This is a genomic window from Streptomyces sp. NPDC007901 (assembly GCF_042959465.1).
GTDB lineage: Bacteria > Actinomycetota > Actinomycetes > Streptomycetales > Streptomycetaceae > Streptomyces.
In genome coordinates this window covers 40,380-67,289 of record NZ_JBIBKW010000018.1, presented here as the reverse complement: position 1 = coordinate 67,289, position 26,910 = coordinate 40,380, and the positions used below count along the sequence as shown (strand labels likewise).

The following is a 26,910-nucleotide window of genomic DNA, read 5'->3' as shown; positions in this document are numbered from 1 at the left end:
CTCCGCATAGTGCAGTTGAATGCTCCGAGCCAAGGTCTGTCTTTTCTCGTAAACCAGTAGTCAAATGTCGTCACTTGAATCGACGCGTTGAACGTGCGCGCACGGACCCCCAACCATCACCCGGTCCTCCTTGCCGTGCGCGCGGCGCGGGGGAGGAACTCAAGTGACCAGCAGACCCTGGACGTTCAGAGCACTCGCCGTCGGCGTGACGCTCGCGACCGCCTCCGTAGGCTTCGCCACCTTCGCGGTCGCGGAGGCCGCGACACCGGCGAAGGCCGCCACCGTCGACCGGCACGACCCGTCGACGAAGCAGGAGGAGCACGACCTCGACGGCCCCCTGAGCAAGACCCAGGAGGCCCAGCGTCAGGAGGCCCTCGACCAGGTCATATCCGGCAAGGCCCAGGTCAAGGACCGCGACGGATCCAAGGTCGTCCAGCTCAAGGGCAAGAAGGGCGACAGCAAGTACGTCGAACTCGGCCGCGAGAAGACGGACAAGATCTTCACGATCCTGGTGGAGTTCGGCGACCAGACCGACCCCCGGTACAACGGCACGGCCGGTCCGCTGCACAACCGGATAGCCGAGCCGGACCGCACCAAGGACAACTCCACGGCGTGGCAGGCGGACTACAACCAGGCCCACTTCCAGGACCTCTACTTCGGCACCGGCAAGAACACCGAGTCGCTGAAGAAGTACTACGAGAAGCAGTCCTCGGGCCGCTACTCGGTCGACGGTGAGGTCACCGACTGGGTCAAGGTCCCCTACAACGAGGCGCGTTACGGCAACAACGCCTGCGGCTCGACCACCTGCTCCAGCGTCTGGAACCTGGTGCGCGACGGCCTGACCGCCTGGGTCGCCGACCAGAAGGCGGCCGGCGAGTCCGACGCCGCCATCAAGGCCGACCTGGCCCAGTACGACCAGTGGGACCGCTACGACTACGACGGCGACGGCAACTTCAACGAGCCCGACGGCTACGTCGACCACTTCCAGATCGTGCACGCCGGCGAGGACGAGTCCGCGGGCGGCGGCGCCCAGGGCACCGACGCGATCTGGGCGCACCGCTGGTACGCCTTCGGCACCGACGCCGGCGCCACCGGCCCGGACAACAACAAGCTCGGCGGCACCCAGGTCGGCGACACCGGCATCTGGGTCGGCGACTACACCATGCAGCCGGAGAACGGCGGCCTCGGCGTCTACGCCCACGAGTACGGCCACGACCTCGGCCTGCCGGACGAGTACGACACCAACGGCGGCGAGAACTCCACCGGTTTCTGGACCCTGATGTCCTCCGGCTCCTGGCTGGGCACCGGCAAGGAGGCCATCGGCGACCTGCCGGGCGACATGAACGCCTGGGACAAGCTCCAGCTCGGCTGGCTCAACTACGACGTGGCCAAGGCCGACACCAAGTCCAGCCACAAGCTGGGCGTCGCCGAGTACAACACGAAGAACAAGCAGGCCCTCGTGGTCTCGCTCCCCGACAAGGCGGTCACCACCACCGTCGTCACCCCGGCCGAGGGCTCGGCCCAGTGGTGGAGCGGCAGCGGCGACAACCTCAAGAACACGCTGACCCGTGACGTCGACCTCACCGGCAAGTCGTCCGCGACCCTCTCGCTCGACGGCTGGTACGACATCGAGGCGAACTACGACTACCTCTACGCCGAGGTGTCCACCGACGGCGGCGCCAACTGGACCGCCCTGGACGGCACGGTGAACGGCGCGGCCATCCCGCGCGACGGCAGCGACAAGCCGGCGCTCACCGGTTCGGTCGACGCGTACACCAAGCTGTCGTACCCGCTGGACGCCTACGCCGGCCAGAAGATCCAGCTCCGCTTCCGCTACCAGACCGACGGCGGTGTGGCGCTGAAGGGCTTCGCGGCCGACGAGATCACGGTGACGGCCGACGGCTCGGCCCTCTTCTCCGACAACGCGGAGTCCGCGGACGCCGCTTGGACCGCCTCCGGCTTCTCCCGCATCGGCGCGTCCTTCACCAAGGACTACGCGCAGTACTACATCGCGGAGAACCGCCAGTACGTGTCGTACGACAAGACCCTCAAGGTCGGCCCGTACAACTTCGGCTTCTCGACGACCCGTCCGGACTGGGTGGAGCACTACCCCTACCAGAACGGCCTGTTGATCTGGAAGTGGGACACCTCCGAGGCGGACGACAACACCAGCGTCCACCCCGGTACCGGTCTGATCCTCCCGATCGACTCGCACCCGACGGCGCTGAAGTGGTCCGACGGCACGCTGATGCGCAACCGCATCCAGGCCTACGACTCGCCGTTCAGCCTCTACGCGTCGGACGGCATCACGCTGCACAAGGCGGACGTGGCGACCAAGATCAGGAAGTCGTCCGGGGTGTCGGTCTTCAACGACCACAAGAGCGACTACTACGACGCGTCGAACCCGGCCGGCGGCGTCAAGATCACTGACACCAACACGAAGATCAGCATCGAGAAGGAGGCCCGGGACGGCTCGACGATCTCCCTCCGGGTCGGCCCCGCTGTGAAGTAATTCGAGTTTTCGCAGGTCAGACACGTTTCGGCGGTGACCCCCCTGGCGGGTCGCCGCCGATCGTGTTTAGGTGCGTCCTGTGGCTTTCTTATTGACACCGAGACGCACGGGGGTATGACCGCATGGCCGCAGGAGGCTTCTGCAAGCTGCCGAACGGCAGGGTGGTCGTGGCGCTGAACCTGCCCAGCCCCGCCACCGCGGACGGCTGCTCCGCCGTCCGCGTACTCGTCCACGCCCAGAACCGCGCCCGGGCCCTGACGAGGCTCCGCAACCTGGGCATGCGCGCCGTCTACCTGCGCGGCAATGCCGCCCCACCGACCCCGGACGAGATCACGGCCGTCCTCCACCACCCCGACGGCCTCATATGGAGAACGGCCCCTGACAACGGTGTCACCGCCACCGAACTCTGGAGACCGATCAGATCCCTCCTCCGAAGACCCACGGCGGCATAGCGCCCCGCAGGGGGGCGGGGTTGTAGAGACATGCGGCTCCGCCGCGTGGGCGCGACCAGCCCCCACCGGCCCGCGGCCGCCCACTACCGAAGCAAGTGTCAGACCACCGGCTTCCCCGTAAGTTCCACGCCCGCTTCCCGGAGCTCCTCCAGCGCGCGTTCCGTCGTCTCCTCGGCGACGCCCGCCGTGAGAGCGAGGAGCACCTGCGTGCGGAAGCCCTCGTTCGCGGCGTCCAGGGCGGTCGCCCGCACGCAGTGGTCGGTCGCGATGCCCACCACGTCCACCTCGTCGATCTTCCGCTCGCGCAGCCAGTCGCCGAGCCCGACCCCGTTCTCGTCGGTGCCTTCGAAGCCGCTGTACGCCGCCGCGTACGCGCCCTTGCTGAACACCGCGTCCACCGCGCCGGAGGCGACCGCCGGGGCGAAGTTGGGATGGAAGCCCACCCCCTCCGTACCGGCGACACAGTGCGCCGGCCAGCTGTGGACGTAGTCGGGGTTGTCGGCGAAGTGGCCGCCCGGCGCGATGTGGTGGTCGCGGGTCGCCACCACGTGGCGGTAGCCGGCCGGGGCCTGCCCGATCAGCTCCGTGATCGCGGCGGCCACATCGGCACCTCCGGCCACCGCGAGGCTGCCCCCCTCGCAGAAGTCGTTCTGCACATCAACGACGATCAAGGCGCGGCGCATGGTCGGTGTCCTTCGCTTTAGGTATCGGGTCCGTCGACGGGGGAGACGCGGAAAAGAGGGGTGCGGGCCCGGCCTGGACCTCCGAGCGTAGAGACTTACGGGGGCGTAGGGGAGGGGGCTTTGCGGGGCGCGTACGCGGGCACCCGCTCTAGCTACCCGAGCGCCCCCGCACATACTCCGTCGGAATGACCGGTTCCCCACGGGAGAGCTGGGTCGCGGAGAGGGGCAGATTGGCCCGGGCCGCCGCGTGCCGCCCACGGGCCGCGTCCAGGGGCTCGCGGGCGACGACCTCGCCGGACTTCACCAGTTCGATCAGGAGCTGCTGGTCGACCAGGTCGGCCGGGACCTCGCCGGTGCCGACCACCTCGGCCTCCGCCACCCCGTCGGCGTCCAGCCGCCGCGCCGCCCACTTGCGGCCGCCGACGGACGTCTTGCCGCCCGACGACTTCTTCGCCACCGGCACCAGCGGCGCCTTCGGGTCGGCGGACTCGGCGCGGGCGACCAGCTTGTAGACCATGGAGCAGGTGGGGTGCCCGGAGCCGGTGACCAGCTGGGTGCCGACGCCGTACGCGTCCACGGGGGCGGCGGCGAGCGAGGCGATGGCGTACTCGTCGAGGTCCGAGGTGACGGTGATCCGGGTGTTCACGGCGCCCAGCTCGTCCAGCTGCTGGCGCACCCGGTGGGCGACGAGCAGCAGGTCGCCGGAGTCGATGCGGACCGCGCCCAGCTCGGGCCCGGCCACCTCCACGGCCATCCGGACCGCCTCGGCGACGTCGTACGTGTCCACCAGGAGGGTGGTGCCCCGGCCGAGCGAGTCCACCTGGGCCCGGAAGGCGTCCCGCTCGTGGTCGTGGAGCAGGGTGAAGGCGTGGGCGCTCGTCCCCACCGTCGGGATGCCGTAGCGGAAGCCGGCGGCGAGGTCGGAGGTGGTGGCGAAACCGCCGACGTAGGCGGCGCGGGAGGCGGCCACGGCGGCCAGCTCGTGGGTGCGGCGGGCGCCCATCTCGATCAGCGGGCGGTCCCCGGCGGCCGAGGACATCCGGGAGGCGGCGGCCGCGATCGCCGAGTCGTGGTTGAGGATCGAGAGGATCACGGTCTCCAGGAGCACGCACTCGGCGAAGGAGCCCTCCACCCGTACGATCGGCGACCCCGGGAAGTAGACCTCGCCCTCGGGGTAGCCCCAGACGTCCCCGCTGAAGCGGTAGCCGGCCAGCCACTCCAGGGTCGGCCCGTCGACGATGCCCCGCTCCGCCAGGAAGCCGAGGACGTCGTCGTCGAACCGGAAGTTCTCGACCGCGTCCAGGACGCGTCCGGTGCCCGCCACGACGCCGTAGCGGCGCCCCTCCGGCAGTCGCCGGGTGAAGACCTCGAAGACGCTCCGCCGCTCGGCCGTACCCGCCTTCAGGGCGGCCTGCAGCATCGTCAGCTCGTACTGGTCGGTGAAGAGCGCCGTCGACGGAACATCCACCGGCAGCCCAAGGTCCGCAGTGTTCATGGCAACAGATGCTACCCCCATTTCGTCAGTGTGACGATTTTTGGCTGCCGTGGCAGCATGGGCCATGTGACGTCACCCGCTCCCGTAGAGATCGAACGCACCGAATCGGCGGAGGAGACCTTCGCCGTACCCGAGCCCGACGTCCCGTGGATCACGCTCGTGCACAACGACCCGGTCAACCTCATGAGCTATGTGACGTACGTCTTCCAGACGTACTTCGGCTATCCCAAGGACAAGGCCCACAAGCTCATGCTGGACGTGCACCACAAGGGCCGGGCGGTCGTCTCCAGCGGTACCCGCGAGGAGATGGAGCGCGACGTGCAGGCGATGCACGGCTACGGACTGTGGGCCACCCTCCAGCAGGACCGGAAATAGCCGGACCGGAAGCAGCCAGACTCCTCGACCAGGACTCCTCGACCAGGACCGGAAGCAGCGAACCCCCTCCATGCCAGGAATCTTCGAACCGCTCCCCGGCGGCGGCGCGGCCGTCGCCCTCGACGACGTAGAGATCTCGATCATCCGGACGCTGGCCGTCCAGCTCCTGGAGCTCATCGGCCCCGGTCCCGCCGAGGACGCCTCGGACGACCCGCTCGCCGAGCTGTTCGCGGAGGGCCCGAGCGAGGCGCCCGCCGACCCGGTGCTGCGCCGGCTCTTCCCGGACGCCTACTGCGACCCGGAGAAGCCCCCGGACTCGGAGCAGGCGGCGGCGGAGCAGCGGGACCACTCGGCCGAGTTCCGCCGCTACACCGAGAACGACCTGCGGGCCGGCAAGCGGGAGAGCGCCCTGGCGGTGATCCGCTCCCTGGACGCCCTCGCCCCCGTGGAGAAGTCCGGCGCGGTCCTCAAGCTGTCCCAGGACGAGTCCCGGCAGTGGCTCGGCGCCCTCAACGACCTGCGTCTCGCCATCGGCTCCCGGCTCGACATCACCGACGAGGACGACACCGACCTGCTCTACCGGCTCCCGGACGAGGACCCGCGCAAGCCGATGGTGATGGCCTATCTGTGGCTCGGCGGCCTCCAGGAGACTCTCGTCGTCACCCTGATGCCGTAAACCGCGACCCTTATGTCGTAGAAGGTTCGGATTTCGCGTTCGCTCAGAGGACGCTCAAATCCGGATAACGATCCAGTCACCGATGCGGCCATGTATGCCCTTTTCGGCCGCACTTTGTCCGCTTCTTCCAGTGGCGTGCGCCACAATCCCTCTCGGCGGATCCCGGTGATCAGTGTTGCGGCCGTGATAAATCTTCACGACCGCCCGGCGCGCACACCACCCATGTGTACGTCCGGGTGCGCCACCGAACCGGCCACCACCGGTCAGGCACCGCTCCATCATCCGGGGGGATCGAAACCCGATCCGAGGCCGACGAGAGGCCCGGTTCGGCATGGAGAAAGGCGCACACCACACATGACCTCCGCTCAGGTCGACACGCCGGAGAAGGACTCCGGAAAGGCCACCGGGGCCTCCGAAGCCTCTGAAGAGGGGTACGAGCGCGGGCTCGGCAGCCGCCAGGTCCAGATGATCGCGATCGGCGGCGCCATCGGCGTCGGGCTCTTCCTGGGTGCCGGGGCGAACATCGCCAAGGCCGGACCCAGCCTCATCCTGATGTACGCCCTCGCCGGCGCCATCGTCTTCTTCATCATGCGGGCCCTCGGCGAGCTGCTGCTCTACCGCCCGGTCTCCGGCTCCTTCGCCGAGTACTCCCGGGAGTTCCTCGGCCCGTTCTTCGGCTACTTCACCGGCTGGACGTACTGGCTGATGTGGGTCGTCACCGGCATGGCCGAACTGACGGCCGCCGCGATCTACGTCAACTACTGGTTCCCGGCCGTGCCGCAGTGGGTGACCGCGCTCGTCTTCCTGGTGATCCTCTTCGGGGTCAACCTGATCTCCGTGAAGGTGTTCGGAGAGCTGGAGTTCTGGTTCTCCATGGTCAAGGTCACCGCCCTGATCGGCATGATCGTGATCGGCCTGGGCGTCCTGACCTTCGGCTTCAGCAGCGCCGGCGACACCGCGTCGGTCGCGAACCTCTACCAGTTCGACGGCTTCTTCCCCAAGGGCGTCGGCTCCTCCCTGATGACCCTGCAGGGCGTCATGTTCGCCTACCTCGCGGTCGAGCTGGTCGGCGTCACCGCCGGCGAGTCGGAGAACCCGGAGAAGACCCTCCCCAAGGCGATCAACACCCTCCCCTGGCGCATCGCCCTCTTCTACGTCGGCGCGCTCACGGTGATCCTCTGCGTCGTGAAGTGGACCGAGTTCGCCCCGGGCGTCTCGCCCTTCGTCGCGGCCTTCGCGAAGATCGGCATCCCGGCCGGCGCCGGCATCGTCAACTTCGTCGTCCTCACCGCGGCCCTCTCCTCCTGCAACTCCGGCATGTACTCCACGGGCCGCATGCTGCGCACCCTCGCCGACAGCGGTGAGGCCCCGGCCGTCTTCCGCAAGCTGTCCGCGTCGAAGACCCCGGCGTTCGGCATCACCGTCTCGGTCCTCTTCATGGGCATCGGCGTGCTCCTCAACTACGTCGTCCCGGAGAAGGCCTTCGGCTACGTCACCTCCGTCGCCACCGCGGCCGGCATCTGGACCTGGCTGATGATCCTGATCAGCCACGTCCTGTACCGGCGCGCGGTGGAGGCGGGCCGGCTGCCGGCCTCCACCTTCCCGGCCCCGGGCGGCGCGGTGTGCAGCTGGATCGCCATCGTGTTCCTGCTCTTCGTCACCTGCCTGATCGCCTACGACGCCGACTCCCGCGTCTGCCTCTACGTGATGGCCGGCTGGGCCGCCGCGCTCGGCGTCGGCTGGCTGGTCCTGAAGAACCGCAATCCCGAGGTGGCCGAGCGCCGTGAGCCGGCACCGCTGGAGAAGGTGAACTGACCAACCCCTCCGGGACGCCCGCCGCGGGGAGCACTCGTGGCGCCCCCTGCGGCAGCCGCTCAGGGCGTCCGGCATCCGGGCCGTCCCGTACCACCCACCGGTACGGGGCGGCCCTTTGCTTATCCTGGCGAACATGCTGACCATCACCCAGGCCCTCGTCGACCAGATCGTCGCCCACGCGCGCAAGGACCACCCCGACGAGGCGTGCGGCGTCATCGCGGGCCCGGCGGGCTCGGACCGCCCCGAGCGGTTCGTCCCGATGCTGAACGCGGCGATGTCCCCCACGTTCTACGAGTTCGACTCCGGCGACCTGCTGAAGCTCTACCGCGAGATGGACGACCGCGACGAGGAGCCGGTGGTGATCTACCACTCCCACACGGCGACGGAGGCGTACCCGTCCCGGACGGACATCTCCTACGCCAACGAGCCCGGCGCCCACTACGTCCTGGTGTCCACGGCGGACACCGACAACCTCGGCGACTTCCAGTTCCGCTCGTACCGGATCGTGGAGGGCGAGGTGACGGAGGAGGAGGTCGTGGTGGTGGGGTCGTACTAGATCCGCGGGCCTCGACCTCGTCTCAAAGTGCGGCCGGAATCCGTCCGGCATGTGGGATCACACTCCAGGACCCCGCCCGGGAATCGATACGATGACCGCATGGTTTTCCACGACGTGAGCGAGAAGGCGCCGGGCAGCATGCTCGTGGCGCGGCTGCACGTCGACCTGTGCAGGCTGAACAGCGCCATCTGTTGACGTTTCCCTGCCGCCGTACGGCCATGAGCCGCGGCGTGCTGCTGTGCGCGCCCAACCACCCAGACTTTCCGACAGGAGCCCGCAACCATGGCCATCGAGGTCCGCATCCCGACCATCCTCCGCCAGTACACCGACGGTCAGAAGGCGGTGGAGGGCAGCGGTGACACCATCGCCGACCTCTTCAACGACCTCGAGACCCGGCACGCCGGCATCCACGCCCGCATCGTGGACGACGGCAAGCTGCGCCGCTTCGTCAACGTGTACCTGAACGACGAGGACGTCCGTTTCGTCGACGGCATCAACACCAAGCTCACCGACGGCGACACCGTGACGATCCTGCCGGCGGTCGCCGGTGGCATGGCCTGAGATCGGCATGCGCTACGACTCCCCGTTGGCCGCGGTCGGCAACACCCCCCTGGTGTGCCTGCCGCGGCTCTCGCCGTCCGCCGACGTCCGGATCTGGGCGAAGCTGGAGGACCGCAACCCGACCGGCTCGGTCAAGGACCGCCCGGCCCTGCACATGATCGAGCAGGCGGAGAAGGACGGCCGGCTCACCCCGGGCTGCACCATCCTGGAGCCGACCTCCGGCAACACCGGCATCTCGCTCGCGATGGCGGCCAAGCTCAAGGGCTACCGCATGGTCTGCGTGATGCCCGAGAACACCTCGCAGGAGCGCCGGGACCTGCTGGGCATGTGGGGCGCGGAGATCATCTCCAGCCCGGCGGCGGGCGGTTCCAACACCGCCGTGCGGGTGGCGAAGGAGCTGTCCGCCGAGCACCCGGACTGGGTGATGTTGTACCAGTACGGCAACCCGGACAACGCCGGTGCGCACTACGCGACGACCGGTCCGGAGATCCTCGCCGACCTGCCGTCGGTCACGCACTTCGTCGCCGGGCTCGGCACCACCGGCACGCTCATGGGCGTCGGCCGGTACCTGCGCGAGCAGAAGCCGGACGTGAAGATCGTCGCCGCCGAGCCCCGGTACGACGACCTGGTCTACGGGCTGCGCAACCTCGACGAGGGCTTCGTGCCCGAGCTCTACGACGCCTCCGTGCTCACCACCCGCTACTCGGTCGGCTCGGCGGACGCCGTGACCCGGACCCGGGAGCTGCTGCAGCAGGAGGGCATCTTCGCGGGCATCTCCACCGGCGCCGCGCTGCACGCCGCGATCGGCGTCGGGAAGAAGGCCGTACAGGCCGGGGAGAGCGCGGACATCGTGTTCGTGGTCGCCGACGGCGGCTGGAAGTACCTGTCGACCGGCGTCTACACCGCCGCCACCACCGAGGAAGCCATCGCGACCCTCCAGGGTCAGCTCTGGGCATAGTCTTCATCATGTACGCGCCAACCCCCTCCTATGAGGGGGCTAAGCGCTCGCTATGCCGGGGCAAAGATCTTCGTCCGGGGGAGCCGTCCGCGACCGGATCCCGTTAGGTTCTGCACCGTCCTGTCATGCCACGCACCTTGGTGTCGCAGGGTGTTCGAAGTGTCATGCTCATGATCGCGCACTCTGCCGCCGCTACGCGCGTCACGGGCCTGCCTTGTAACCCCACTGATGGAGGCAGTACCCCATGCGTGAATCACGACGGAGCCTGCGAAGACTCCTGGCCTTCGCCTTCCCCGCCCTCGCCCTCACCGTCTCCGGATTCGTCGCGGCACCGACCGCGCAGGCGCAGACCGCCGCGGCCCAGACCGCCCACACCGCCCACACCTCCCGGGTCACCCAGAACGCCAAGGCGCTCACCGACCCGGCCCGGCAGGCCGTGCACAGCACCGGCAAGGCCGGCCAGAAGGTGCCCACCAAGCACCTGTGCGCCACCGCCACCAAGCCCGGTTCGGTTTCCTGCTTCGCCCAGCGCCGCACCGACATCAAGCAGCGGCTGTCCTCGGCGCTCGCCGCCGCCCCCTCCGGTCTGAGCCCGACCAACCTGCACAGCGCCTACAACCTGCCCTCGACGGGCGGCTCCGGTCTGACCGTTGCCGTGGTCGACGCCTACAACGACCCCAACGCGGCCTCCGACCTGGCCACTTACCGCTCCCAGTACGGCCTGTCGGCGTGCACCGTGGCCAACGGCTGCTTCAAGCAGGTCAGCCAGACCGGTTCGACGACCTCGCTGCCCACGAACGACTCCGGCTGGGCCGGCGAGGAAGCGCTCGACATCGACATGGTCAGCGCGGTCTGCCCGAACTGCAACATCATCCTCGTCGAGGCCAACTCCGCCACCGACTCCGACCTCGGCACCGCCGAGAACGAGGCCGTCGCGCTCGGCGCCAAGTTCGTCTCCAACAGCTGGGGCGGCTCCGAGTCGTCCTCCCAGACCAGCGAGGACACCTCCTACTTCAAGCACCCGGGCGTGGCGATCACCGTCTCCTCCGGTGACTCCGCCTACGGCGCCGAGTACCCGGCGACCTCCCAGTACGTGACCGCCGTCGGCGGCACCGCGCTCTCCACCTCCTCCAGCACCCGCGGCTGGACCGAGTCCGTGTGGAAGACCAGCTCCACCGAGGGCACCGGCTCCGGCTGCTCCGCCTACGACGCGAAGCCGAGCTGGCAGACCGACACCGGCTGCACCAAGCGCATGGAGTCCGACGTCTCCGCGGTCGCCGACCCGGCCACCGGTGTGGCGGTCTACGACACCTACGGCGGCTCCGGCTGGGCGGTCTACGGCGGCACCAGCGCCTCCTCGCCGATCATCGCCGGCGTCTACGCCCTCGCGGGCACCCCGGGCTCCAGCGACTACCCGGCGAAGTACCCGTACTCGCACACCAGCAACCTGTACGACGTCACCAGCGGCAACAACGGCTCCTGCTCCACCTCGTACTTCTGCACCGCCGGCACCGGCTACGACGGCCCGACCGGCTGGGGCACCCCGAACGGCACCGCCGCCTTCACCTCCGGCACCAGCACCGGCAACACGGTGACCGTCACCAACCCGGGCAGCCAGTCCACCGCCACAGGCAGCTCGGTCAGCCTGCAGATCTCCGCGAGCGACAGCGCGGGCGCGACCCTCACCTACAGCGCGAGCGGTCTGCCGACCGGCCTGTCCATCTCCAGCTCCACCGGCCTGATCTCCGGTACGGCGTCCACCGCGGGCACCTACAGCGTCACCGTCACCGCGTCCGACTCCACCGGCGCCTCCGGCTCGGCCTCCTTCACCTGGACGGTCAGCACCAGCGGCGGCGGCTCCTGCAGCTCGTCCCAGCTGCTCGGCAACGCCGGCTTCGAGTCGGGCAACACCACCTGGACCGCCTCCAGCGGTGTCATCACCAACTCCAGCAGCGAGGCCGCCCACGCGGGCTCGTACAAGGCCTGGCTGGACGGCTACGGCTCCTCGCACACCGACACGCTCTCCCAGTCGGTGACGATCCCGGCCGCCTGCACCAACACCACGTTCACCTTCTACCTGCACGTCGACACGGCCGAGACCACCACCAGCACCCAGTACGACAAGCTGACGGTCACCGCCGGTTCGACCACCCTGGCCACGTACTCCAACCTCAACGCGGCCTCCGGGTACGTGCAGAAGTCCTTCAGCCTCGGGTCCTACGCGGGCTCGACCGTCACCCTGAAGTTCAGCGGTGTCGAGGACTCCTCGCTCCAGACCAGCTTCGTCGTCGACGACACCGCCGTCACGACCGGCTGACCCCTCCCGCGCACTGACCGGATCCCGCACCCGGAAGCCGTCCGGGTGCGGGATCCGTACGAGGGGCGGATACGTCATATCGGCACCAAGGGTCCGTTCCCCGACGGAAAGGCGGACACCTCATGCGCCGTACGACGTTCCACCGCGCGTCGCTCGCCACGGCGAGCCTGCTCCTGCTGGCGGGCTGCGGCTCGCAGAGCGGAGGCGGGGACAAGGGCAGCGGCGCGGTGACCCCCTCGCCTACCGCCAGCCCCAGTGCAAGCCCCAGCGCCAGCAGCTCCTCCGGCGGCTGCACCCCGCTGACCTCCGAGCTCACCACCGCCGACAGCGGCCGTACCTTCTGCCTCGCCGCGGACGGCACCTTCCGGGTCACCCTGACCGGCTCCGAGCAGCGCCCCTGGAAGAAGATCGCCACGGCCGGTGATGCGGGCTCCCTGAAGCCGATGAACTACGGGATCATGCTGCGCGGCGGTGACGCCGGGGCCGCCTACCAGGCGGTCGCCTCGGGCACGGTCACCCTCTCCTCCACCCGCCCGCTGTGCGCCGAGCCCACCGCGCCCGGCGGGGTCTCCTGCAAGGGCATCCAGGAGTGGCAGGTCACCGTAAGGGTTAACTGAGCCTCAGTTGGCCAGGTGCCGCACCTGGTCCCACAGCACCGGGTCGACCACGCCTACCCGGCGCCGGAAGTCCCACACCGCGAGCTCGCGCAGCTCGTCCGTCTCCAGGAAGCTCGGCCGGCCCTGGGCGTCCCCGACCGAGCCCGGCGGCAGCGGGATCACCCCGGCCCGCTCGTCGTGGTACTTGCTGGTGATCTTGGCGACGGTGGCCCGGTTCCCGCGCACCGCCAGCACCAGACAGGGCCGGTCCTTGGCGCCGGGACCGTCCTCGTAGGGCACGCTGGCCCACCAGATGTCCCCCGGATGGGGCCGTCCGACCTGCTCACGCGTGGCGCGCGGATGTCCCGGCGGACGCGTCCGGTGCCCACGCGGACGGTGCCCCCTGCCCCACCCGTCCACGAGCGTGGCGACCAGCGCCAGCAGGACGACTGCCGCGAGCGCGAGCCACCATGACGTGTCCATACGACGACGTTACCGGCGCGAGATAATCGCCGCGCGCCCTTGCGCAATCCTCCTGCGCCCCCGGTCCAGCCGAACCGGTGACACCACAGGTGAGTTCGCCCACAACGGCCCCTGGCGGAGGAGCGACCGGCCCTTTTGCGCCTTACGCTCGACAAACCGCACGACCCCCGTCATGCCCTTTTTCCCGACTCCAGTTGCCAGCGCATCTGGGTTTCCGCCAACGGAGGTTTCTGCTTCATGAAGCTCACCGTCGTCGGCTGCTCGGGGTCGTTCCCGTCCGCGGAATCGGCCTGTTCGAGCTACCTCGTAGAGGCCGACGGCTTCCGGCTGCTCCTCGACATGGGCAACGGCGCCCTGGGCGAGCTGCAGCGTCACTGCGGTCTCTACGACCTCGACGCGATCTTCCTGAGCCATCTGCACGCCGACCACTGCATCGACATGTGCGCCTACTTCGTGGCGCGCTACTACCGCCACGACGGCGGCCCGTGCCCCCCGATCCCGGTCTACGGCCCCGAGGGCACCGAACACCGCCTCACCACCGCCTACGCCGACACCCCCACCGCCTCCTCGATGAGCGAGGTCTTCGACTTCCACACGGTCAAGCCGTCCACGTTCGACCTCGGGCCCTTCACGGTCCACACCGAGCGGGTCCGCCACCCCGTGGAGGCGTACGGCATCCGGATCGAACACGCGGGGACGTCCCTGACGTACTCGGGCGACACCGGGGTCACGGACGCGCTGGAGGAGCTGGCCCGGGACACCGACCTGTTCCTGTGCGAGGCCGCCTTCACGCACGGCAAGGAGAACATCCCGGACCTCCACCTCAACGGCCGCGAGGCCGGCGAGACGGCCGCCCGCGCCGGCGCCCGCCGGCTGCTCCTCACCCACATCCCGCCGTGGACCGACCCCGCCGTCAACCTCGCCGACGCCCGCGAGGTCTTCGACGGCCCGGTGGATCTCGCGGCGCCGAGGGTGACGTACGAGATCTGAACGGCTGTACTTACAGGGCTGTACCGGATGTGCGGCTCCGCCGCGCGGGGCCTGTACGTACGCCAAAGGCCCCCCGCAGCCGCCGGGCTGCGGGGGGCCTTCGTCATGTGCGCTGCCGGAGGGGCCTCACGCCTTCGTGAGGTCCTCGACCTCCTCCTCGGGCTCGCGGCCCGGCGTGGGGAGGTTGAAGCGGACGATGGCGAAGCGGAAGAGGAAGTAGTAGATCGCTCCGAAGACCAGGCCGATCGGGATGATCAGCCAGGGCTTGGTCGCCAGGTTCCAGTTGAGCGCGTAGTCGATGACACCCGCGGAGAACGTGAAGCCCGCGTGCACCCCGAGCGCCCAGGTGATCGCCATCGACAGGGCGGTGAGCACCGCGTGGATCGCGTACAGCAGCGGTGCGATGAACATGAAGGTGAACTCGATCGGCTCGGTCACACCGGTCACGAAGGAGGTCAGCGCCATCGACATCATCATGCCCATCACGGCCGCGCGGCGCTCCGGGCGGGCGGTGTGCGCGATGGCCAGGGCGGCGGCCGGCAGGCCGAACATCATGATGGGGAAGAAGCCGGACATGAACTGACCGGCCGTCGGGTCACCCGCGAAGAAGCGGGTGAGGTCACCGTGGACGATCTGGCCGGACGCGTCCTTGAAGTCGCCGATCTGGAACCAGGAGACGGTGTTGACGAACTGGTGCATGCCGACCGGGATCAGCGCGCGGTTGATCAGACCGAACAGACCGGCACCGAAGGCGCCCAGACCCGTGATCCACTCACCGAAGTCGGAGATGCCGTCGCCGACGGGCTTCCAGATCAGGCCGAAGAAGACACCCATCACCGTGCCGACGAAGGCCATGATGATCGGGACGAGCCGGCGGCCGTTGAAGAAGCCGAGCCAGTCGACCAGCTTGGTCCGATGGAAGCGCTGCCAGACCACCGCGCTCAGCAGACCCATCACCAGGCCGCCCAGCACACCGGGGTTGTTGTAGGTGGCCGCTATGTCCGCGCCCGCCTGGACCTTGGCCTCGGTGACGGGGAACGCGGTGAGCACGTTCTTGTAGACCAGGAAGCCGACCAGGGCGGCCAACGCGGTGGAACCGTCCGCCTTCTTGGCGAAGCCGATCGCGACACCGATGCAGAACAGCATCGGGAGGTTGTCGAAGATCGCGCCGCCCGCCGTGGCGAACACCGAGGTGACCTTGTCGGGCAGATGCAGCTTGTCGTGGATGTCCTGCTGGCCGAAGCGGAGCAGCAGACCCGCAGCCGGGAGCACGGCGATCGGGAGCTGGAGGCTGCGGCCGACCTTCTGCAGGCCCTGGAACAGACCGGATCCCCACTTCTTTGTGGGAGCCGCCGTTGTGGTGGCGGTTGTCATACTTCCTCCATCGGGTGGTGGTCTACACCACTCAGTGGTGTAGACCTGTTGTACACGATGGGGGCGTTATAAGGAACCCGTCAATTCCGCAACCGGATAACTACGCTTTGTGCGCCGGACGACAACCGTCCGCTCAAGCCTTGGTGACGTCCTCCACCTCGTCCTCCGGCTCCCTGCCCGGGGTCTTCAGATCGAACCTCGTGATGGCGAAGCGGAAGATCACGTAGTAGACGGCCGCGAAGCACAGGCCGATCGGGACGATGGCCCAAGGCCGCGTCGCCAGGTTCCAGTTGATGACGTAGTCGATGAGCCCCGCCGAGAAACTGAACCCGTCGTGCACGCCCAGCCCCCAGGTCACCGCCATCGACACGCCCGTGAGCAGGGCGTGGACCGCGTAGAGAAGGGGAGCGATGAAGAGGAAGGAGTACTCGAGCGGCTCGGTGATGCCCGTCACGAACGAGGTCAGCGCCACCGACAGCATCAGACCGCCGATCTCCTTGCGCCGGTGCGGCTTGGCGCAGTGCGTGATGGCCAGCGCCGCGGCCGGCAGCGCGAACATCATGATCGGGAAGAAGCCCGAGGTGAACTGGCCGGCGTCCGGGTCGCCCGCCAGGAACATGTTGATGTCGCCGTGCACGGTCTGGCCCTCGGGCGTGGTGTAGCTGCCGAACTGGAACCAGATGGGCACGTTCAGGAACTGGTGCAGCCCGATGACCAGCAGCGCCCGGTTCGCGACCCCGAACACCCCGGCGCCCCACGCGCCCGCGTCCCGCAGCCAGTGGCTGAAACTCTCCAGTCCGGCCCCGACCGGCGGCCACACCCACAGGCACAGCACCGCGAAGACGATCGCGACGAACGACATGATGATCGGCACCAGCCGCCGCCCGTTGAAGAACCCCAGCCAGTCCACCAGCCGTGTGCGATGGAAACGCGCCCAGAAGTAGGCCGTCAGCAGCCCCAGCGCGATCCCGCCGAAGACCCCGGGGTTCTGGAACGTGAACGTCGACACCGACCCGTCGCGCACCTGGCAGCCGATCCCCGGCAGGGTCTTCGACCCGCCCGGACAGTCCTGCGGGAACTGGTGCAGCACCCCGTAGTAGACGAGGAACCCCGCCACCGCCGCCAGCGCCGTCGAACCGTCCGCCTTCTTCGCCATCCCGATCGCAACCCCGACGCAGAACAGCAGCGGCAGCCCGATCGAGCCGTCGAGCAGGGCACCGCCCGCGCCCTTCATCACCTGGGAGACATCCGTCCAGCCGAGCCCCTGGTCGCCGAAGACGTCGGGCTGGCCCAGCCGGTTGAGGATCCCCGCGGCCGGCAGCACCGCGATCGGCAGCTGCAGACTGCGCCCCATCTTCTGCAGCCCCTGGAAGAGGGCGTTCCACCGTTCCCGCACGGGAACGACCGCCCTGTCGGCGCTCTCGGCACTCATGGACACGTCCTCCGGGCCGCTCGGCTCCACCGCGGGGTCGGCCGCGGGGGTTTGTCGACCGCCCACCAGCTGGTGTAGACCAGTCGGCAGACGGTTCCGCCGCGGTGCTCGCCATCATTCGGCACACGCGGCACGACCGCTCGCAAAGTTGGGCCAACTGTGGGTTACTGCGACAAAGCGGTTCGGATCAGGGAGAAGGAACATGGCCAGCAAGGCTGAGAAGATCGTCGCCGGCCTCGGCGGAATCGACAACATCGACGAGATCGAGGGCTGCATCACCCGGCTGCGCACCGAGGTGCACGACGCCTCGCTGGTCGACGACGCCGCCCTGAAGGCCGCCGGCGCCCACGGCGTCGTCAAGATGGGCACCGCCATCCAGGTCGTCATCGGCACCGACGCCGACCCGATCGCCGCGGAGATCGAAGACATGATGTGAGCCCTCGGGCACACCGGCAAGGGGCTTCTCCCTCCTGGGGAGGAGCCCCTCGCGTCGCTATGGATAGGCTCATGGCCATGTCTCGAATCGACGGCCGCACCCCCGAACAACTCCGCCCGGTCACCATCGAACGCGGCTGGAGCAAGCACGCCGAGGGCTCCGTCCTCGTCTCCTTCGGCGACACCAAGGTCTTCTGCACCGCCTCCGTCACCGAAGGCGTCCCGCGCTGGCGCAAGGGCAGCGGCGAGGGCTGGGTCACCGCGGAGTACGCCATGCTCCCGCGCGCCACCAACACCCGCGGCGACCGCGAGTCCGTCAAGGGCAAGATCGGCGGCCGCACCCACGAGATCTCCCGCCTGATCGGCCGCTCGCTGCGCGCCGTCATCGACTACAAGGCTCTCGGCGAGAACACCATCGTCCTCGACTGCGACGTCCTGCAGGCCGACGGCGGCACCCGCACCGCCGCCATCACCGGCGCGTACGTCGCCCTCGCCGACGCCGTCACCTGGGCGAAGGAGCGCAAGCTCATCAGGGCCGGCCGCCAGCCCCTGACCGGCACCGTCTCCGCCGTCTCCGTCGGCATCGTGGGCGGCGTCCCGCTCCTCGACCTCTGCTACGAGGAGGACGTCAAGGCCGACACCGACATGAACGTCGTCTGTACCGGCGACGGCCGCTTCGTCGAGGTCCAGGGCACCGCCGAGGCCGAGCCCTTCGCCCGCGACGAACTCAACGCCCTGCTCGACCTCGCGGTGAACGGCTGCACCGACCTCGCCGCCATCCAGCGCGCGGCCCTGGGGACCGCCGCCGCGGAAAAGTAAAGGGAACCAAAAAAGCCGAGGCAACCCGGGCGGCCGGCCCCGCGTCCGTATGGGTACGGGCGCACGGCGTGTACAACCGTGCGCCCGGCCAGTCTGACAACGGGGAGGAACACCATCATGGCCGCCAGCCGACGCCGAGGCCGTCGTCACACCGCCATCGCCGCCGTGGCCGCGACCACCGCACTCACCGCGGTCCTGCTCAGCGGCTGCGACGCGGTCGACAAGGCCCTGGACTGCGTCCAGACCGCCGACACCGTCGCCGACAGCGTCACCCGCCTCCAGCAGGCCGTGGAGAACGCGTCGAACGACCCGACACAGATCGACGACGCCATCACGTCCATCGGCAACGACCTCGACAAGATCGACAGCAAGACGGACAACGCCGACCTGGACAAGGCGACCCAGGACATGCGCGAGGCCCTGACCAACGTCCGGACCGCCGTCCGGAACGGCGACGACACCCCTGACATCAGCGGGGTCACGGACGCGGCCGGGGAACTGACGAAGGTCTGCAAGCCGTAGCTCCAGTGCCGACCCCCGCGCCGCCCCCCTCTCCGACGGGACCCGGCGCGGGGGCCCCGGCACTGCCGGGATACTGGTCCCCATGACCCGCCTGATCCTCGCCACCCGCAACGCCGGGAAGATCACCGAACTGCACGCGATCCTCGCCGGGGCCGGGCTGCCCCACGAACTGGTCGGCGCGGACGCCTACCCCGACATCCCCGACGTCAAGGAAACGGGCGTCACCTTCGCCGAGAACGCGCTCCTCAAGGCCCACGCCCTCGCACAGGCCACCGGTCTCCCGGCCGTCGCCGACGACTCGGGCCTCTGCGTGGACGTCCTCGGCGGCGCCCCCGGCATCTTCTCCGCCCGCTGGGCCGGCCGCCACGGCGACGACCGGGCCAACCTGGACCTGCTCCTCGCCCAGCTCTCCGACATCGCCGACGGACACCGCGCCGCCCACTTCGCCTGCGCGGCGGCCCTGGCGCTGCCCGACGGCACGGAGCGTGTGGTGGAGGGCCAACTGCGGGGCGTGCTGCGGCACACCCCGTCCGGCACGAACGGCTTCGGCTACGACCCGATCCTCCAGCCGGAGGGGGAGAGCCGGACGTGCGCCGAGCTGACCCCGGCCGAGAAGAACGCGATCAGCCACCGGGGCAAGGCGTTCCGGGCACTGGTGCCGGTGGTGCGCGAGCTGCTCGGCGCCTAGAGAGCCGGGCGTCTGGAGAGCCGGGCGTCTGGAGAGTGGTGCGGCCGGAGGGACTCGAACCCTCACGGGAGTTACCCCACTGGGACCTAAACCCAGCGTGACTGCCAATTCCACCACGGCCGCGCGGTGCTGCCCGGCCATGCTAGCGGCCGGGCAGTCGGGTCAGATGCCCAGATCCTTGATGATCTTGGCCACGTGGCCGGTGGCGCGGACGTTGTAGAGGGCGCGCTCCACCTTGCCCTCCTCGTCCACGACGACCGTGGAGCGGATGACGCCCAGGTAGGTCTTGCCGTAGTTCATCTTCTCGCCGAACGCGCCGTACGCGTCGAGGACCTTCTTGTCGGGGTCCGCGAGCAGGGTGACCCTGAGGTTCTCCTTCTCGCGGAACTTGCCCAGTTTCTCGGGGGCGTCGGGGGAGATGCCGATGACGTCGTAGCCCGCACCCGCCAGCAGGTCGAGGTTGTCCGTGAAGTCGCACGCCTGCTTCGTGCAGCCCGGCGTGAGTGCGGCCGGGTAGAAGTAGACGATGACCTTGCGGCCCTTGTGGGCCGAGAGGGACACCTCGTTGCCGTCGGCGTCGGAGAGGGTGAAGTCGGGGGCCACGTCCCCGGGCTGGAGTCGCTCGCTCATCGGTCTAGCGTAACGGGGGGTCCTGGCATGGCGGCGGTGGCAAGAACTGACAGACTGTCCAGAACAGGCAGTACGGCAGACTTCGGAGGGCCTACGGTGGCGGAGACGTCGGACACCAGAACCCCGGCGCAGATCGAGGCGGACATCAAGCGCCGCCGCGACGTGCTGGCCGAGACGCTGGACGAGATCGGGGTGCGGGTGCATCCGAAGACCATCGTCGGCGATGCGAAGGCCAAGGTCGCGGCCAACGTCGATCACACGCTCGGGAGGGCCTATGTCCAGGTCAACCGGGTCGTGAGCGACGTGAAGGCGCAGTTCGTGGACGAGGAGGGCGCGCCGCGGCTGGAGCGTGTGGTGCCGGTCGCCCTCGTCGCCGTGGGCGTGGTCGGGCTGCTGGTCTTCAGCGGTACCCGGCGGCGTAAGAGCTGACCAGAGGCAGGGTAGGTTCACAGGCGTGAGCGCCAACAGAAACGACACCCAACACGACAAGCTGCCCATCCGCATGCTGCACGACCGGGTCCTGGTCAAGCAGGAAACCGGCGAGGGCGAGCGGCGTTCCGGCGGCGGGATCCTGATCCCGGCCACGGCGGCGGTCGGCCGGCGGCTGGCCTGGGCCGAGGTGGTCGCGGTCGGGCAGAACGTGCGGACGGTGGAGCCCGGCGACCGGGTGCTGTACGACCCGGAGGACCGTGCCGAGGTCGAGGTACGGGGGGTGGCGTATGTGCTGATGCGGGAGCGCGATCTGCACGCGGTGGCCGCCGACCGGTTCGAGGGCTCGGAGGACTCGACCGGCCTGTATCTCTGATTCAGAGGCCGAGAAGGGCCTGGTGACTGCGGTCACCAGGCCTTTTTGTGTTTTCTCGGCCAGCGAGCCTCTCGGAATGGCGGTGCTCGGGGAGCCGGCCACCGCCGCCCGGATCTTCTTCGTGTGCCTGCTGCTGGTCGCCGCTACTGGAATCCGAATCCTCCGTCGTCCCCTGCTGTCGTCCCGGTCGTGGTGCCGGCGTCGGAGGTCCCGCTCGTCGTACCCGTACTGGTGCCGTCGGTGGTGGTGCCGGTGGACGTGCCCGAATCGGTGCCCGAACTGGTCGTCCCGCTCGTGGTGCCCGAACTCGTCGTACCGGAGTCGGTGCCGGAGGTCGTCGTACCGGACGTGGTGGAGCCGTCGGTGGTGGAGCCGTCCGTCGTGCCGCCGTCGGTGGTGCCCCCGTTGTCCTGGCCGCCGTCGGTGGTGCCGCCGTTGTCCTGGTTCTCGCCGGTGGTGCCGCCGTTGTCCTGGCCGCCGGTGCCCGGGGTCGCCGGGGCCTGGGTGGCCGGGGCCTGGGTCTCGGCACCCGCCTGGAGGTCCAGGTCGAAGGTCGAGGCCGTGGTGCCCTCCAGGGCGTCCTTGGTGTACTGCGACCAGATCTCGGTCGGGGCCCCGCCGCCGTTGATACGGGCGAGACCGAGGGCGCCGTACAGCGGCATGTGCTTCGCCGTGACCGGGTCCTGGCCCATCACGGAGACCACGGTGGCCAGGTCGGGGGTGTAGCCCGCGAACCAGGCGGCGGTGTCCTCCTCGGCGGTGCCGGTCTTGCCGGCCGCCGGCCGGCCCGCGGCCTGCGCGGCGGTGGCGGTGCCGTTCTCGACCACGCTCTGCAGGATCGAGGTGGTGGTGTCGGCGGCCTGCCTGCTGACCGCCTGCTTGACCGTGGACTCCGGGAGCTTGATCTCCTCCGTGCCGTCCTTGGTGATCTTGTCGACGAGCGTGTACGTGCCGTGCTTGCCGTGGTTGGCGAGCGTGGCGTACGCCTCCGCCATGTCCAGGACGCTGGCGGTCGCGGTACCGAGGGCGATGGACGGGTACGGCTGCAGGTCCGGGGTGTCGGAGGGCAGGCCCAGGCCGATCGCGGTCTGCTTGACCTTGGACGGGCCGACGTCGACCGCCATCTGCGCGTACACCGAGTTCACCGACAGGTCGGTGGCCTTGCGGACGGTGATCTGGCCGTACGACTTCTCGTCCTCGTTCTCCGGCGCGTAGCTACCGCCGGACCAGCCCTGCACGGCCCGCTTGTTGGTGCCGTCGTAGTAGGTGTTCGGGGTGATGGTCTGACCGGACTGGGTGGTGGAGTCGTTGTCGACGGCGGAGGCGAACACGAACGGCTTGAAGGTGGAGCCGACCTGGAAGTCACCGCGGGTCGCGCCGTTGGTGTACTGCTTCACGTAGTCGATGCCGCCGTACATGGCGACGACCTTGCCGGTCTTCGGGTCGACCGAGGCGCCACCGGCACGCACGTAGTTGTCGGCCTTGTTGTTCTTCTTGTCCAGCTTGGACATCAGCTTGTCGTCGACCGCCTTCACGAAGGCGTCCTGCTTGCTCTTCTCGATGGTGGTCGTGATGCGGTAGCCGCCGGCCTCCAGCGAGTCGGCGTCGACGATCTTGTTCTTGATCAGGTAGCTCTTGACGGCCTCGACGAGGTAGCCGCGCTGCCCCGACATCCCGGTGGAGGCGGTCTGCTCCTTGGGCATCGGGAACTTCATGCCGGCTCGCTTGGACTCGCTCAGCCAGCCCTTCTTGACCATGCCGTCCAGGACGTAGTTCCAGCGGGCGACGGCCGCCGCCTTGTTCTCCGGGTGGGCGACGACGTCGTACTCGCTCGGCGCGTTGACCAGCGCGGCGAGATAGGCGGCGCGGGCCGGGTCCAGGTCGGCGGCGTCCTTGCCGTAGTAGGCCTGGGCGGCGGCCTGGATGCCGTACGCGTTGCGGCCGAAGTAGCTGGTGTTGAGGTAGCCCTCCAGGATCTGGTCCTTGGACTCCGTGCGGTCCAGCTTGATCGCGATGAAGAACTCCTTCACCTTGCGGGTGACGGTCTGCTCCTGCGCCAGGTAGTAGTTCTTCACGTACTGCTGGGTGATCGTCGAGCCGGACTGGGTGCCCTTGCCGGTCGCGGTGTTCCAGCCGGCCCGCAGCATCGCCTTGGGGTCGACGGCGGACTCGGTGTAGAACTCGCGGTCCTCCGCGGCGAGCACGGCGTGCTGGGCGTCCTTGGAGACCTGGGCGAGGGTCACGTTCTCCCGGTTGACCTCGCCGTCGCGGGCGAGCTGGGAGCCGTCGGCGTACAGGTACACGTTGGACTGCTTAGTGGCGAACGCGTTGGCCGCCGGGATCTTCACCATCGAGTAGCCGAGGAAGAACAGGCCGATCAGCAGCAGTACGCCGAGCACGAAGGTGCCGAGCACCATGCGCCAGGTCGGGATGATCCGCCGCCATCCGGTCCGCTTGGGCCGCTTCATCTTCTTCTCGCCCCCCGTCGTCTCCACGCCGGCCGCGGGCGGCTCCACCGGGTAGGGCTCCGCCGCGGACGCCGTGACCGCGGCGGGCGCCGGTGTCCTCGGCGCCCTGATCGCCGCGAGTTGCCGTGTCTGCGCGTCCTGCGCGTCCTGCCTGTCCTGCTGGTCCCGTCTGTCCTGCGGGTTCCGCATTTCGTCGGCCGCCGCGGCCGACCGGGCCTTCGGCACCGTGATCGCCGTGAGCTGCCGGGTCTGGGTGTCCTCGGCCGCCGCCCGAGGCGGTGCGATCGTCTTCTCACCCGCCGCGGAAGGCTTCGGCTCCTGCGGTTCCTTCGCCTCCTCCGGCTCCTTCGCCTCGGCCACCGGCTGCGGTGGGGTCTGCTTCTCCTCGGCCACGGCCGCGGCCGGCGGCTCCGTCGGGCCTCCGCCGCCCTGGTTCGGCTGTTGCGGCTGCGGCTCGTCGCTCATGTCGTGCACGGACTCCTGTTTCGCGTCGTACGTTCGTTCCCGTACGACCTCGTACGCTTCTGCGCCCCCAGTTGAAGACTCTCGCACCACGCGTTCCGTTCCCGGATTCCGGCACGCTTCGGTCACGGAAATTGCGTGGCCTGCGATGTCGTCGGCGCAGTAGGCTCCTGCGCTTCGGTGTCGGGCGGTCCGGGAGGTCGGTTGGCGTGGGCGCGGGACGGTTGTACACGGCCGTCGCAGCGGGGGGTTTCCGACGGTACGCGACGTATCGGGCGGCCACCGCGGCCGGAGTGTTCACCAACACGGCCTTCGGGATCATCCTCGTCTACACGTACTTGGCGCTGTGGGACGAGAAACCGCACCTCGGAGGCTATGACCAGGCACAGGCGGTCACCTATGTGTGGCTCGGACAGTGCCTGTACGCGACGCTCGCGATCCAGGGCGGGGGCGCGGAAAAAGACCTGATGGAGCGTATCCGCACGGGTGAGATCGCGATCGACCTGTACCGTCCGGCCGATCTTCAACTGTGGTGGCTGTCGATCGACTTGGGCCGGTCGCTGTTCCAGATGCTGGGACGGGGCGTGATCCCGTTCGTGTTCGGCGCGGTGTTCTTCCCGATGGCCCTGCCGACGGACGCCGCCACCTGGGCCGCCTTCCTGGTCGCGCTGCTCCTGGCGACGCTGGTCAGCTTCGGCATCCGCTACCTGGTCGCGCTGAGTGTGTTCTGGCTCATGGACGGCATGGGCGTCAGCCAGGCCCTGGCGATCACGGGGATCTTCTTCTCCGGCATGACCCTGCCGCTGAACGTCTTCCCGGGCGGCCTCGGCGAGGTCGTACGGGTCCTGCCGTGGGCGGCGCTGATCCAGCTGCCGGCGGACGTGCTGATGGGCGAGACCGCCCCGCTGGGGGCATACGTCTTCCAGGGCGCGTGGGCGGTGGCGCTGCTGGCGGCGGGCCGGCTGCTGCAGACGGCCGCGACCCGGCGGGTGGTGGTGCAGGGTGGGTGAGCGTGCCCGGGACGGGCTGCGGGCGTACCGGCTGATCGCCGCGATGTGGATCCGCTCCACGATGATCTACCGCACCTCCTTCGCCCTCACGATGGCCGGGAACCTGGTGGTGACCGGCCTGGACTTCGCGACGATCCTGCTGATGTTCTCGCGGGTCGACTCGCTCGGCGGCTGGTCGCTGCCCGAGGTCGCCCTCCTGTACGGCCTGTCCGCGACCTCGTTCGGTGTCGCCGATCTCGTGCTCGGCTCGATGGACGTGCTGGGCGGCCGGATCCGCGACGGCTCCTTCGACACGCTGCTGGTCCGGCCGGCCCCGGTGCTCGCCCAGATCGGCGCCGACCGCTTCGCGCTGCGCCGCCTGGGCCGCATCAGCCAGGGCGTGGTGGTCCTGGCCTGGGCGCTGCTCTCCGTCGACGTCCACTGGACCCCGGCGAAGGCGCTGCTGATCCCGCTCGCCCTGGCCGCCGGCGCGGCGATCTTCTGCGCGCTGTTCGTGGCGGGCGCGGCCTTCCAGTTCCTGGCGCAGGACGCGGCCGAGGTGCAGAACGCGTTCACCTACGGCGGTACGACGCTGCTCCAGTACCCGCCGACGGTCTTCGGCAGGGACTTCGTGCGCGGGGTGACGTTCATGCTGCCGCTGGCCTTCGTCAACTGGGTGCCGGCCGCCTATGTCCTGGGGCGGCCGTACCCGCTGCGGCTCCCGGAGTGGACGGCGTTCGCGTCGCCGCTGGTGGCGCTGGTGTGCTGCGTGCTGGCCGGGGTGGCCTGGCGGGCGGGTCTCAGGTCGTATCGGAGTACCGGGAGTTGAGCGTGTCGAGTGTGTTCATCGAGGTCGACGAGGTCGAGAAGGTCTTCGAGGTCCGCAAGAAGACCGGATTCCTGAAACGGGAGCGCCGCCAGGTCCGGGCGGTCGACGTGCTCTCCTTCACGGTGGCGCGCGGCGAGATGGTCGGCTACATCGGCCCGAACGGCGCCGGGAAGTCCACCACCATCAAGATGCTGACGGGCATCCTCACCCCGTCCGGCGGCCGCCTGCGCGTCGCCGGCATCGACCCGTCCCGCGAACGCACCAAACTGGCCCACCGCATAGGGGTCGTCTTCGGCCAGCGCACCACCCTCTGGTGGGACCTCCCCCTGATCGACTCCTACCGCCTGATGCACCGCATGTACCGCATCCCCGACGCCCGTTACCACGAGAACCTCGACCGCCTGGTCGAACTGCTCGACCTGGAGACGCTGTTGGACGTCCCGGTACGGCAGCTCTCCCTCGGCCAGCGGATGCGCGGCGACATCGTGGCGGCGCTCCTCCACGACCCGGACGTCCTCTACCTGGACGAGCCGACGATCGGCCTGGACGTCATCTCCAAGGCCAAGGTCCGCGACTTCCTCCGGGAGTTGAACACCGAACGCGGCACCACGGTCCTGCTCACCACCCACGACCTCCAGGACATCGAGCAGCTGTGCTCCCGGGTCATGGTCATCGACCACGGCCGGCTGATGTACGACGGCCCGCTCGCCGGCCTGCACGAGGCGGGCGAGAGCGAACGCACCCTGGTGGTGGACCTGGAACGGGAGCTCCCGCCCATCGACGCCGGCCCGTCGGCGCGGGTGGTGAAGGTGGAGGGCCCCCGGCAGTGGCTCGCGTTCCCGGCGACGGACTCGGCGGCGCCGCTGGTGGCCCGGATCGCGGCGGAGTACCCACTGGCCGATCTGTCGGTCCGCGAGCCGGACATCGAGACGGTGATCGCGAAAATGTACGTGGACCGCACCACCGCATAGTCCCCGTCGCCGGGAAC

At 69.2% G+C, this 26,910-nt stretch carries 28 protein-coding genes and 1 tRNA gene; 21 read left to right on the top strand and 8 right to left on the bottom strand.

What is annotated here, in order from left to right:
- Window positions 1-163: 163 nt before the first annotated feature.
- Window positions 164-2,512 carry an immune inhibitor A domain-containing protein gene (locus ACFZDK_RS41015; RefSeq protein ID WP_390980451.1) on the top strand — a complete coding sequence of 783 codons (2,349 nt, stop codon included), beginning with the start codon at window positions 164-166 and terminating at the stop codon, window positions 2,510-2,512.
- Window positions 2,513-2,634: 122 nt separating this feature from the next.
- Complete coding sequence (locus tag ACFZDK_RS41010) at window positions 2,635-2,964, top strand: hypothetical protein (RefSeq protein WP_390980449.1); 330 nt, start codon at window positions 2,635-2,637, stop codon at window positions 2,962-2,964.
- 98 nt (window positions 2,965-3,062) lie between these two features.
- On the opposite strand, the gene ACFZDK_RS41005 is transcribed toward ACFZDK_RS41010, so the two are convergent.
- On the bottom strand, window positions 3,063-3,647 hold the full coding sequence (locus ACFZDK_RS41005; protein ID WP_390980447.1) for an isochorismatase family protein: 585 nt from the start codon (window positions 3,645-3,647) through the stop codon (window positions 3,063-3,065).
- A 148-nt stretch (window positions 3,648-3,795) separates the two neighbouring features.
- On the bottom strand, window positions 3,796-5,142 hold the full coding sequence (locus tag ACFZDK_RS41000) for a nicotinate phosphoribosyltransferase (protein WP_390980445.1): 1,347 nt from the start codon (window positions 5,140-5,142) through the stop codon (window positions 3,796-3,798).
- A gap of 57 nt (window positions 5,143-5,199) precedes the next feature.
- Here ACFZDK_RS41000 and clpS point away from each other — a divergent pair, with 57 nt between their 5' ends.
- The 9 genes from clpS (at window position 5,200) to ACFZDK_RS40955 (ending at window position 13,017) form a co-directional block, all read left to right on the top strand.
- On the top strand, window positions 5,200-5,517 hold the full coding sequence (clpS, locus tag ACFZDK_RS40995) for an ATP-dependent Clp protease adapter ClpS (protein WP_359226597.1): 318 nt from the start codon (window positions 5,200-5,202) through the stop codon (window positions 5,515-5,517).
- Window positions 5,518-5,587: 70 nt separating this feature from the next.
- Window positions 5,588-6,193, top strand: coding sequence for a DUF2017 family protein (locus ACFZDK_RS40990; RefSeq protein ID WP_390980442.1), 606 nt, complete (start codon window positions 5,588-5,590; stop codon window positions 6,191-6,193).
- Between the two features lie 354 nt (window positions 6,194-6,547).
- Window positions 6,548-8,008, top strand: coding sequence for an amino acid permease (locus ACFZDK_RS40985; RefSeq protein ID WP_390980440.1), 1,461 nt, complete (start codon window positions 6,548-6,550; stop codon window positions 8,006-8,008).
- A 133-nt stretch (window positions 8,009-8,141) separates the two neighbouring features.
- Window positions 8,142-8,564, top strand: coding sequence for a Mov34/MPN/PAD-1 family protein (locus tag ACFZDK_RS40980; RefSeq protein WP_390980438.1), 423 nt, complete (start codon window positions 8,142-8,144; stop codon window positions 8,562-8,564).
- A gap of 99 nt (window positions 8,565-8,663) precedes the next feature.
- Window positions 8,664-8,759 carry a putative leader peptide gene (locus tag ACFZDK_RS40975; protein ID WP_338059066.1) on the top strand — a complete coding sequence of 32 codons (96 nt, stop codon included), beginning with the start codon at window positions 8,664-8,666 and terminating at the stop codon, window positions 8,757-8,759.
- Window positions 8,760-8,846: 87 nt separating this feature from the next.
- Window positions 8,847-9,125 carry a MoaD/ThiS family protein gene (locus ACFZDK_RS40970; protein WP_089106666.1) on the top strand — a complete coding sequence of 93 codons (279 nt, stop codon included), beginning with the start codon at window positions 8,847-8,849 and terminating at the stop codon, window positions 9,123-9,125.
- 7 nt (window positions 9,126-9,132) lie between these two features.
- Window positions 9,133-10,083 carry a cysteine synthase gene (locus ACFZDK_RS40965; protein ID WP_365693035.1) on the top strand — a complete coding sequence of 317 codons (951 nt, stop codon included), beginning with the start codon at window positions 9,133-9,135 and terminating at the stop codon, window positions 10,081-10,083.
- Between the two features lie 244 nt (window positions 10,084-10,327).
- Entirely contained in the window at window positions 10,328-12,400 is a 2,073-nt protein-coding gene (locus ACFZDK_RS40960) for a putative Ig domain-containing protein (RefSeq protein WP_390980435.1), read from the top strand.
- 122 nt (window positions 12,401-12,522) lie between these two features.
- Window positions 12,523-13,017: a hypothetical protein gene (locus tag ACFZDK_RS40955; protein ID WP_390980433.1), complete on the top strand. Its 495-nt coding sequence runs from the start codon at window positions 12,523-12,525 to the stop codon at window positions 13,015-13,017.
- Window positions 13,018-13,020: 3 nt separating this feature from the next.
- On the opposite strand, the gene ACFZDK_RS40950 is transcribed toward ACFZDK_RS40955, so the two are convergent.
- A complete protein-coding gene (locus ACFZDK_RS40950) occupies window positions 13,021-13,479 on the bottom strand; it encodes a type II toxin-antitoxin system PemK/MazF family toxin (protein WP_390980431.1) in 459 nt (152 codons plus the stop codon).
- A 237-nt stretch (window positions 13,480-13,716) separates the two neighbouring features.
- On the opposite strand from ACFZDK_RS40950, the gene ACFZDK_RS40945 reads away from it, so the two are divergent.
- Entirely contained in the window at window positions 13,717-14,469 is a 753-nt protein-coding gene (locus ACFZDK_RS40945; RefSeq protein ID WP_390980429.1) for an MBL fold metallo-hydrolase, read from the top strand.
- 126 nt (window positions 14,470-14,595) lie between these two features.
- Here ACFZDK_RS40945 and ACFZDK_RS40940 read toward each other — a convergent pair whose 3' ends face one another.
- Both ACFZDK_RS40940 and ACFZDK_RS40935 read right to left on the bottom strand, forming a co-directional pair.
- Window positions 14,596-15,843: a PTS transporter subunit EIIC gene (locus tag ACFZDK_RS40940; RefSeq protein WP_390980427.1), complete on the bottom strand. Its 1,248-nt coding sequence runs from the start codon at window positions 15,841-15,843 to the stop codon at window positions 14,596-14,598.
- Between the two features lie 133 nt (window positions 15,844-15,976).
- Window positions 15,977-17,275 carry a PTS transporter subunit EIIC gene (locus tag ACFZDK_RS40935; protein WP_390980425.1) on the bottom strand — a complete coding sequence of 433 codons (1,299 nt, stop codon included), beginning with the start codon at window positions 17,273-17,275 and terminating at the stop codon, window positions 15,977-15,979.
- A 202-nt stretch (window positions 17,276-17,477) separates the two neighbouring features.
- Between ACFZDK_RS40935 and ACFZDK_RS40930 the strand changes: the two genes are divergently transcribed.
- The 4 genes from ACFZDK_RS40930 to rdgB all read left to right on the top strand — a co-directional run bounded on the left by ACFZDK_RS40930 (window position 17,478) and on the right by rdgB (window position 19,739).
- Window positions 17,478-17,711: a glucose PTS transporter subunit EIIB gene (locus tag ACFZDK_RS40930; protein ID WP_046730543.1), complete on the top strand. Its 234-nt coding sequence runs from the start codon at window positions 17,478-17,480 to the stop codon at window positions 17,709-17,711.
- A 77-nt stretch (window positions 17,712-17,788) separates the two neighbouring features.
- Window positions 17,789-18,529, top strand: a complete 741-nt coding sequence (rph, locus tag ACFZDK_RS40925) for a ribonuclease PH (protein WP_390980423.1) — start codon at window positions 17,789-17,791, stop codon at window positions 18,527-18,529.
- A 117-nt stretch (window positions 18,530-18,646) separates the two neighbouring features.
- Entirely contained in the window at window positions 18,647-19,051 is a 405-nt protein-coding gene (locus ACFZDK_RS40920; protein ID WP_390980421.1) for a hypothetical protein, read from the top strand.
- Between the two features lie 82 nt (window positions 19,052-19,133).
- Window positions 19,134-19,739, top strand: a complete 606-nt coding sequence (gene rdgB / locus ACFZDK_RS40915; RefSeq protein WP_359215824.1) for an RdgB/HAM1 family non-canonical purine NTP pyrophosphatase — start codon at window positions 19,134-19,136, stop codon at window positions 19,737-19,739.
- Window positions 19,740-19,775: 36 nt separating this feature from the next.
- On the opposite strand, the gene ACFZDK_RS40910 is transcribed toward rdgB, so the two are convergent.
- Window positions 19,776-19,862: transfer RNA gene (locus ACFZDK_RS40910), tRNA-Leu, on the bottom strand.
- Window positions 19,863-19,901: 39 nt separating this feature from the next.
- Window positions 19,902-20,369, bottom strand: a complete 468-nt coding sequence (bcp, locus tag ACFZDK_RS40905) for a thioredoxin-dependent thiol peroxidase (protein WP_390980419.1) — start codon at window positions 20,367-20,369, stop codon at window positions 19,902-19,904.
- Window positions 20,370-20,465: 96 nt separating this feature from the next.
- Between bcp and ACFZDK_RS40900 the strand changes: the two genes are divergently transcribed.
- Window positions 20,466-20,798: a DUF3618 domain-containing protein gene (locus ACFZDK_RS40900; RefSeq protein ID WP_046730548.1), complete on the top strand. Its 333-nt coding sequence runs from the start codon at window positions 20,466-20,468 to the stop codon at window positions 20,796-20,798.
- A gap of 73 nt (window positions 20,799-20,871) precedes the next feature.
- Complete coding sequence (locus ACFZDK_RS40895; RefSeq protein ID WP_382536575.1) at window positions 20,872-21,174, top strand: GroES family chaperonin; 303 nt, start codon at window positions 20,872-20,874, stop codon at window positions 21,172-21,174.
- Between the two features lie 143 nt (window positions 21,175-21,317).
- Here ACFZDK_RS40895 and ACFZDK_RS40890 read toward each other — a convergent pair whose 3' ends face one another.
- Window positions 21,318-23,642, bottom strand: a complete 2,325-nt coding sequence (locus ACFZDK_RS40890; protein WP_390980691.1) for a transglycosylase domain-containing protein — start codon at window positions 23,640-23,642, stop codon at window positions 21,318-21,320.
- 671 nt (window positions 23,643-24,313) lie between these two features.
- Between ACFZDK_RS40890 and ACFZDK_RS40885 the strand changes: the two genes are divergently transcribed.
- Genes ACFZDK_RS40885 through ACFZDK_RS40875 form a run of 3 tightly spaced genes read left to right on the top strand, consistent with a single transcriptional unit; the run spans window position 24,314 to window position 26,893 of the window.
- Entirely contained in the window at window positions 24,314-25,114 is an 801-nt protein-coding gene (locus tag ACFZDK_RS40885) for an ABC-2 family transporter protein (RefSeq protein ID WP_390980416.1), read from the top strand.
- A gap of 43 nt (window positions 25,115-25,157) precedes the next feature.
- Window positions 25,158-25,922, top strand: a complete 765-nt coding sequence (locus ACFZDK_RS40880; protein WP_390980689.1) for an ABC-2 family transporter protein — start codon at window positions 25,158-25,160, stop codon at window positions 25,920-25,922.
- Window positions 25,880-26,893 carry an ATP-binding cassette domain-containing protein gene (locus ACFZDK_RS40875; protein ID WP_390980687.1) on the top strand — a complete coding sequence of 338 codons (1,014 nt, stop codon included), beginning with the start codon at window positions 25,880-25,882 and terminating at the stop codon, window positions 26,891-26,893. The genes ACFZDK_RS40880 and ACFZDK_RS40875 overlap by 43 nt, the downstream gene beginning before the upstream one ends.
- Window positions 26,894-26,910 lie beyond the last annotated feature (17 nt).